Consider the following 5,606-nt stretch of genomic DNA (forward strand, 5'->3'; position numbering starts at 1 on the left):
GGACCGCGGCTCACGCGGTCCGGCGCCGGTTCGCGTGTGAGCGCCCCTCCCCCGCTGGCGCCGCGTGGGAACGGCGGCAAGCCCGGCAGCGTTGCATTCGAAGCCATGTGCGGGCATGAGGTCGGTCCGGTGGTGGTGGAGCCGTTACCATCGGCCAGCATCGGCGGGCGCCCGCCCGACCCTCAGGCCAGGGAGCGAATCGTGCTGATCACCCACGACACCCGGTGCGCCCTCGACACCGTGGTCGATCTGGTGAACACCGCACCGGAGGACGACGCCGCGCCGGACGGGCTGCCGGACCTGGCGGCCCTTACGGACTTCGTGCGGAACCACGAGATCAGCGATGTCGGGGTGCTCTCGGAGTTCGACCTCTCGGCGGTACGCACCATCCGCGGGCGTTTCGCCGCCGTCTTCGCCGCCCCCGACGCCCGGGCCGCCGCCCACCAGATCAACGAGCTGGTCGCGGCCGCGGGCACCACGCCCCGGCTCACGGACCACGACGGCTACGACTGGCATGTGCACTACTTCGCGCCGGGTGCCTCCGTCGCCGATCATCTGGCCGCCGACTGCGGGATGGCGCTGGCGTTCTTCGTGGTCGCCGGGGAGCAGGAGCGGCTGCGGCGGTGCGAGGCGCCCGACTGCCGGCGCGCCTTCGTCGATCTGTCCCGCAACCGCTCACGGCGGTACTGCGACAGCCGCACCTGCGGAAACCGCCTGCACGTGGCCGCGTACCGCGCGCGCCGCAAGGAGGCGGCGGGCTGACGGCCTCGCCGGGCGGCGGCGCTGGCGGGGGATGTCGATGCCGACGCGGCCCCGGCGGGTGGCGCCGGGTACCGCGGGTAAGGCTCACAGCAGCAGCAGATCGTGCAACGAGGCCATGAGCAGCAGACTCCCGATCACCGCAAGGAAGATCATCAGCGGTGGCTGGGATAGGGCGAAGAGGCAACCACGTGGCTCGTCCTGCCGGGGGCGAGGCTCGTCCTGCGGCGGTGCGGGGTCGCTCTGTTCCGTCGTGTCCAGCATCTCGCGGCGATGATGACGCAGTCGCCCCACCGGGCGCGATCAGCGCCCTCGTTGCGTGCGGGAGTGCGCCGATTGCGTGAGGTCCGGTTCGGGTTGTGATCACTTCCGCGCACCGGCGGACCCACTGTGACGATTCAGCCCCGGGCGGGCCGCTCCGTCATATGCCGTGCTTCTTGAGGATGGCCTCGATGTCGCTGAAGTCGTCGTCGCCACGGGAAGCCGGCGTGGGCCTGGCCGCCGGGCGGGAGCCCTGACCCAGGGCGGGCGTCGAGGCAGGGGGTGCCACCGGGTCGGGCCCGTCGCCCGCGCGGGCCGCCGCCCTGCGCTCCTTGCGGGTGCCGCCTCGGCGGCGCTCCACGACTCGTGTGGTCATGAAGAGCACCCACGCGACGCCGAGCACCCCGAATCCGGCCCACGCCGTCGGACTGAACGCGGTGTCGGCCAGCCACTCGACGACCCCTGTCATCACCAGGCCGATCGGGACGAGGGAGTAGGCCGCGATACGGACCGCGGTGAGGTAGCGCTTGCGGTACGCCGTGACGACCGCAATGCCCAGGCCTGCCGCGGACACGGCGGAACAGACGGTCTCGGCAATCATCCGGTCCTCCAGGCGTGGCGCGGTCGGGTCGGGGCACTTCGTCCCTTCCATCCTGCACCCGCCGTACCCCGGCGGGCCATGCTCCGGTCCGACATCAGGGACATCTCCGGGTCGCGTCCTCCGCAGGTGCCGGTGCGGGCTGCGCCCCCGTCCGCGGCTGCTGGGAGACTGTCGGCATGAGCGACTCCTCCCCCGACCGTTCCGCCGCCCCCGTCCTCGAGGTCTGGTGCGACCTCCAGTGCCCGGACTGCCGCACCGCGCTGGACGATCTCCATGCCCTGCGCGCCCGCTACGGCGATCGTCTGGAGCTACGGCTGCGGCACTTCCCGCTGGAGAAGAACAAGCACGCCTTCGCCGCCGCCCAGGCCGCGGAGGAGGCATGGGAGCAGGGCCGGGGATGGCCGTACGCCGAGGCCCTGCTGGGGCGGGTCGAGGAGCTGGGCCGTGAGGGAGAGCCCTTCCTGGTCGAGCTGGCACGCGAACTGGACCTGGACGCCGAGGAGTTCGACACGGCGCTGGTCGACGGCCGGCACATCTTGATCGTGGACGCCGACCAGGCCGAGGGCAAGGCGATCGGCGTGACCGGCACCCCGACCTACGTGATCGGCGGGGAACGGCTGGACGGCGGCAAGAGCCAGGAGGGACTGCGCGAGCGGATCGAGGAGATCGCGGACCGGCTGCTGGCCGGGCAGGAGCACTGATCACGCCCTCACCCGGCCCACGGGCCGCTACAGCAGCGGCTTGTACAGGGCGTACTGCTCGGTTTCGTAGCCGAGCGAGGCGTAGAGCCGTTCGGCCGGGGCGTTGCCCGCGAAGACGTTGAGGCCGAGGGTCCGCCTGCCCTCGGCGATCGTCTGGGCCTCGGCCAGCAGCATCAGGGTGCGGCCGTGGCCCTTCCCCCGGTGGGCGGCATCGGTCTCGACGTCGAAGACGAACGCGCTGCTCTCACGCACGGCCAGCCACAGTGTGCCCACCGGTGCCCCCAGGTGCTCGACGACGCTGATGAGCACGCCCGGGGTGGCGAGCCCGTCGGGCAGCAGGGTGGCGTGGTCACGCTCCGACTTGGCCCGGGCCTCTGCCTCCGGGACGCCCCGCTCGATCCAGCTGCGCGCGTAGTGCTCCTCCCCCCTCACCAGCCAGGGTCCGAACTCCGCCTCGGTCATGGGCCGGGCACGGCTGCCCTCCGGCAGGTCCGGCGGGGTGTCGCCGAGCCGCTTGCGCATGCCCCGGTTGCGGACGACGTAGCCGAGCGCCGTGGCGAGCCGGAGTCCCGCCCCGGACGTGGCGGGGACCACCGCCTCGATGCGGCGGCACCCCCAGCCGCGCGCCACCTCCTCCGCGGCGAGCGCGGCGACCGTGCCCCGGCCCCGTCTCCTGTCCGGTTCGTCGATGTGCAGCTTCATGATCCGGGCCACCGCGGCGCCGAACACGGGGTGCGTGCCGAGGTGTATCGCCCCCACGGGACGGCTGTTCACGCACACCTGGTAGCGGCGTGAGCGCGTCCCGTCGGCGTTCTGCTGAAGCGGCTCGGTCGGCCGCAGGGTCGTGGTCATCAGGGGTGTTCTACCCGCAACCACGGCCCTGGTCAGCCGAAGGTGCGGGTGCTCAGGGGTCGAGGTCGTTCCCGGCCCGCTCCTCGAAGATCCGCATGGCCTTGGCCGTCACCGGCCCCGGCGCGCCGGGCAGCTCACGTCCGTCGACCCGGTGCACGGCCTGCACGTCCCGCAGGGTGGACGTCAGAAAGATCTCGTCGGCCCGTTCCAGTACGTCCAGCGGCAGGTCGGCCTCCCTGGCACCGGTCCATTCGGCCGCCAGCGCGCGCGTGATGCCCGCGAGGCAGCCCGAGGCGAGCGGCGGCGTGTGGATCTCGCCGTCGAGGACGACGAAGACGTTCGACCCGGTGCCCTCGCACAGCTGCCCCACGGTGTTGCCGAACAGTGCCTCGGAGGCGCCCTGTTCACGGGCACGGGCGAGGGCGACGACGTTCTCGGCGTACGAGGTGGTCTTCAGGCCGGTGAGCGCGCCGCGCTCGTTGCGGGTCCAGGGGACGGTGATCACGGCGGTGGAGTCGGGGCGGCGGGTCGTCGCGCCGAGGGCGACGACGAGGGTCGGGCCGTGCTCGCCGCGGTCGGAGCCGAGGGGGCCGTGGCCGCCGGTGTAGGTGATGCGGAGGCGGCCGAGGGGCACGGGGTCGGCGTCGAGGACGGCGGCGCAGGCGCGGCGGACCTCGTCGTGGTCCGGGTCCGGCAGGCCGAGGCCGCGCGCGGAGAGGGTCAGCCGGTCGAGGTGCCGGGTGAGCGCGAACGCCCGGCCGTTCACGGCCTTCACGGTCTCGAAGATGCCGTCACCCACGGTCAGCCCGTGGTCGAAGACGGAGACACGGGCGGACTCGCTGTCCTGCAGTCCGCCGTCGAGCCAGATCTTCACGTCAGGTCCTCTCCACTCACCTCGTACGCTTCCGACGCTATCGCGAGCAGCCGGGCGGCCTTCAGCTCGGTCTCCCGCCACTCCCCCTCGGGATCGGAGCCCCAGGTGATGCCCGCGCCGGTGCCGAAGCGCAGCATGCCGTCGGCCCGGTCGATCCAGAAGGTGCGGATGCCGACGGCCAGCTCTCCGGCCCCCCGGTCGGCGTCGACCCAGCCGATCCCGCCGCAGTACGGCCCCCTGGGCGCCGTCTCCAGCGCGTCGATGATCCGCAGCGCACTGGACTTGGGCGCGCCGGTGACCGAGCCGGGCGGGAAGGCGGCACCGAGCAGCTCGCCCCAGCCGGCCCCCTCCCCCAGCTCGCCGCGGACCGTAGAGACGAGGTGGACCAGTCCCGGGTGCTTCTCGACGGCGCACAGATCGGGCACCGTCACACTGCCCGTGGCGCACACCCGCCCGATGTCGTTGCGGACGAGGTCCACGATCATCACGTTCTCGGCGTAGTCCTTCTCCAGCAGGTCCGCCTCGGTGCGGCCGGTGCCCTTGATCGGCCCGGACTCGACGACCCTGCCGTCGCGCCGCAGGAACAGTTCGGGGGAGGCGGTGGCGATCTCCACGCCGTGCCCGGGCAGGCGGATCGTTCCTGCGAACGGTGCCGGGTTGCCGCGGGCCAGCAGCGCGGTGAGGGCGTCCACGTCGGCGCCGGGCAGGACGGGCGCGGACAGCACCCGGCACAGGTTCGCCTGGTAGACCTCGCCGGCCGCGATGTGGTCACGGATCCGCCGCACCCCTGCCGTGTACGCGGCGCGGTCGAGCGAGGACGTCCAGTCACCGGCGGCCGGTCCGCGCCATGCGCCGGGCGCGGGAGCCGGCACTGCCGCCGTCCGGACCTCCGCGAAGCGGGCGCAGGTCAGGCGGCCCTCGAAGTCCGCGCAGACCGCCCAGAAGCCACTGGACTCCAGGGCCTCGGGGTCGTCGGTGACATCGAGGAGCCCGGTGGCGACACGGTCGCCGAAGCGGGCGAGAGGAGGGAGGTCGAGCACGCAGTCGAGTCTATGGCTGGTGTCCTGCGGGTGACCGGGGGATGTCCCGTCAAGCGGCCCTGTGCCGTCCCTGAGCAGGGGAAGCGCAGCACGCTGCACAAACGCGTTTTTGTGCTGGCCCCGGAATCCGCTAGAGTTCAACTCGTCGCCGGGCCGCGGGAGCGGTCCGAAACGACAGGCGGACGTAGCTCAGTTGGTAGAGCGCAACCTTGCCAAGGTTGAGGTCGCGAGTTCGAACCTCGTCGTCCGCTCGAAGGAAGAGGGGGCTTCCCGGTCCCCTACACTCCTGGTGGAGTGGCCGAGAGGCGAGGCAACGGCCTGCAAAGCCGTCTACACGGGTTCAAATCCCGTCTCCACCTCCAAGGACGATTAGCTCAGCGGGAGAGCGCTTCCCTGACACGGAAGAGGTCACTGGTTCAATCCCAGTATCGTCCACTGGATCTCTCAAGATCCCAACCCGCGCGATTAGCTCAGCGGGAGAGCGCTTCCCTGACACGGAAGAGGTCACTGGTTCAATC

7 protein-coding genes and 3 tRNA genes are annotated in these 5,606 nt (G+C 72.0%); 5 read left to right on the forward strand and 5 right to left on the reverse strand.

The genetic code is table 11. The features are described from left to right. Positions 1–201: 201 nt before the first annotated feature. Positions 202–762: a CGNR zinc finger domain-containing protein gene (locus ACFU3E_RS38025; protein WP_384169294.1), complete on the forward strand. Its 561-nt coding sequence runs from the start codon at positions 202–204 to the stop codon at positions 760–762. An 84-nt stretch (positions 763–846) separates the two neighbouring features. Here the strand turns inward: ACFU3E_RS38025 and ACFU3E_RS38030 are convergent, their stop codons facing one another. Together ACFU3E_RS38030 and ACFU3E_RS38035 are read right to left on the reverse strand one after the other, a co-directional pair. After that, positions 847–1,023: a hypothetical protein gene (locus ACFU3E_RS38030; protein ID WP_020272479.1), complete on the reverse strand. Its 177-nt coding sequence runs from the start codon at positions 1,021–1,023 to the stop codon at positions 847–849. Between the two features lie 157 nt (positions 1,024–1,180). Further along, a complete protein-coding gene (locus tag ACFU3E_RS38035) occupies positions 1,181–1,621 on the reverse strand; it encodes a hypothetical protein (protein WP_384169297.1) in 441 nt (146 codons plus the stop codon). A gap of 176 nt (positions 1,622–1,797) precedes the next feature. Here ACFU3E_RS38035 and ACFU3E_RS38040 point away from each other — a divergent pair, with 176 nt between their 5' ends. After that, the gene (locus ACFU3E_RS38040; RefSeq protein WP_384169300.1) at positions 1,798–2,322 is read left to right on the forward strand and encodes a DsbA family protein; all 525 of its coding nucleotides are present in this window, start codon (positions 1,798–1,800) and stop codon (positions 2,320–2,322) included. Between the two features lie 27 nt (positions 2,323–2,349). Here ACFU3E_RS38040 and ACFU3E_RS38045 read toward each other — a convergent pair whose 3' ends face one another. From ACFU3E_RS38045 to ACFU3E_RS38055, 3 genes are read right to left on the reverse strand one after another with little or no spacing between them, the layout of a single operon-like run. Next, positions 2,350–3,174, reverse strand: coding sequence for a GNAT family N-acetyltransferase (locus ACFU3E_RS38045; RefSeq protein ID WP_384169303.1), 825 nt, complete (start codon positions 3,172–3,174; stop codon positions 2,350–2,352). A 52-nt stretch (positions 3,175–3,226) separates the two neighbouring features. Further along, the gene (locus ACFU3E_RS38050; protein ID WP_384169306.1) at positions 3,227–4,048 is read right to left on the reverse strand and encodes an aminotransferase class IV; all 822 of its coding nucleotides are present in this window, start codon (positions 4,046–4,048) and stop codon (positions 3,227–3,229) included. Next, positions 4,045–5,088 carry a chorismate-binding protein gene (locus ACFU3E_RS38055; RefSeq protein ID WP_384169309.1) on the reverse strand — a complete coding sequence of 348 codons (1,044 nt, stop codon included), beginning with the start codon at positions 5,086–5,088 and terminating at the stop codon, positions 4,045–4,047. Before ACFU3E_RS38055 ends, ACFU3E_RS38050 begins: the two co-directional genes overlap by 4 nt. A gap of 178 nt (positions 5,089–5,266) precedes the next feature. Here ACFU3E_RS38055 and ACFU3E_RS38060 point away from each other — a divergent pair. From ACFU3E_RS38060 to ACFU3E_RS38070, 3 genes are all read left to right on the forward strand, one after another. Continuing rightward, positions 5,267–5,339 (forward strand) — tRNA-Gly (locus ACFU3E_RS38060). 37 nt (positions 5,340–5,376) lie between these two features. Continuing rightward, a tRNA-Cys gene (locus tag ACFU3E_RS38065) sits at positions 5,377–5,450 on the forward strand. 1 nt (position 5,451) lies between these two features. Then, positions 5,452–5,523: transfer RNA gene (locus ACFU3E_RS38070), tRNA-Val, on the forward strand. Positions 5,524–5,606 lie beyond the last annotated feature (83 nt).

Origin of the sequence: Streptomyces sp. NPDC057424 (assembly GCF_042803315.1) — a bacterium.
Lineage (GTDB): Bacteria > Actinomycetota > Actinomycetes > Streptomycetales > Streptomycetaceae > Streptomyces.